General features: G+C 42.1%; 1 protein-coding gene. It reads right to left on the bottom strand.

From position 1 onward, the window contains the following. Window positions 1-271 (bottom strand): hypothetical protein (locus AAEY83_RS15150; RefSeq protein ID WP_351060204.1); only part of this gene is annotated, 271 nt, incomplete at both ends.

Below are 271 nucleotides of genomic sequence, written 5' to 3' on the forward strand. Positions count from 1 at the left end.
TCTGCACTCAATGGGGTACGAAGACGACCCGCTTTTAAATGATCTAAATCGAGATAAGTAGGCGGTGTTGATTTTAATAAAGCCCAGTTTTGGGTTTGCTCAAGCTTAATAACTAATTGTGATAGATCTTTATCTTGCTCCCAACTAAAACTCAATGCTTGGCCAGATTGCGCTTTAATTGGCACGCGAGAGCGCTGAAAAAACAAGCGCTCAGTAGCTATCAATTGTTGTAGGGCACTAAAGCCCCATTGGCCTTTTAGCTCAATACTTC

Source organism: Psychrobacter sp. TB20-MNA-CIBAN-0197 (assembly GCF_040309765.1).
Classification (GTDB): domain Bacteria; phylum Pseudomonadota; class Gammaproteobacteria; order Pseudomonadales; family Moraxellaceae; genus Psychrobacter; species Psychrobacter submarinus.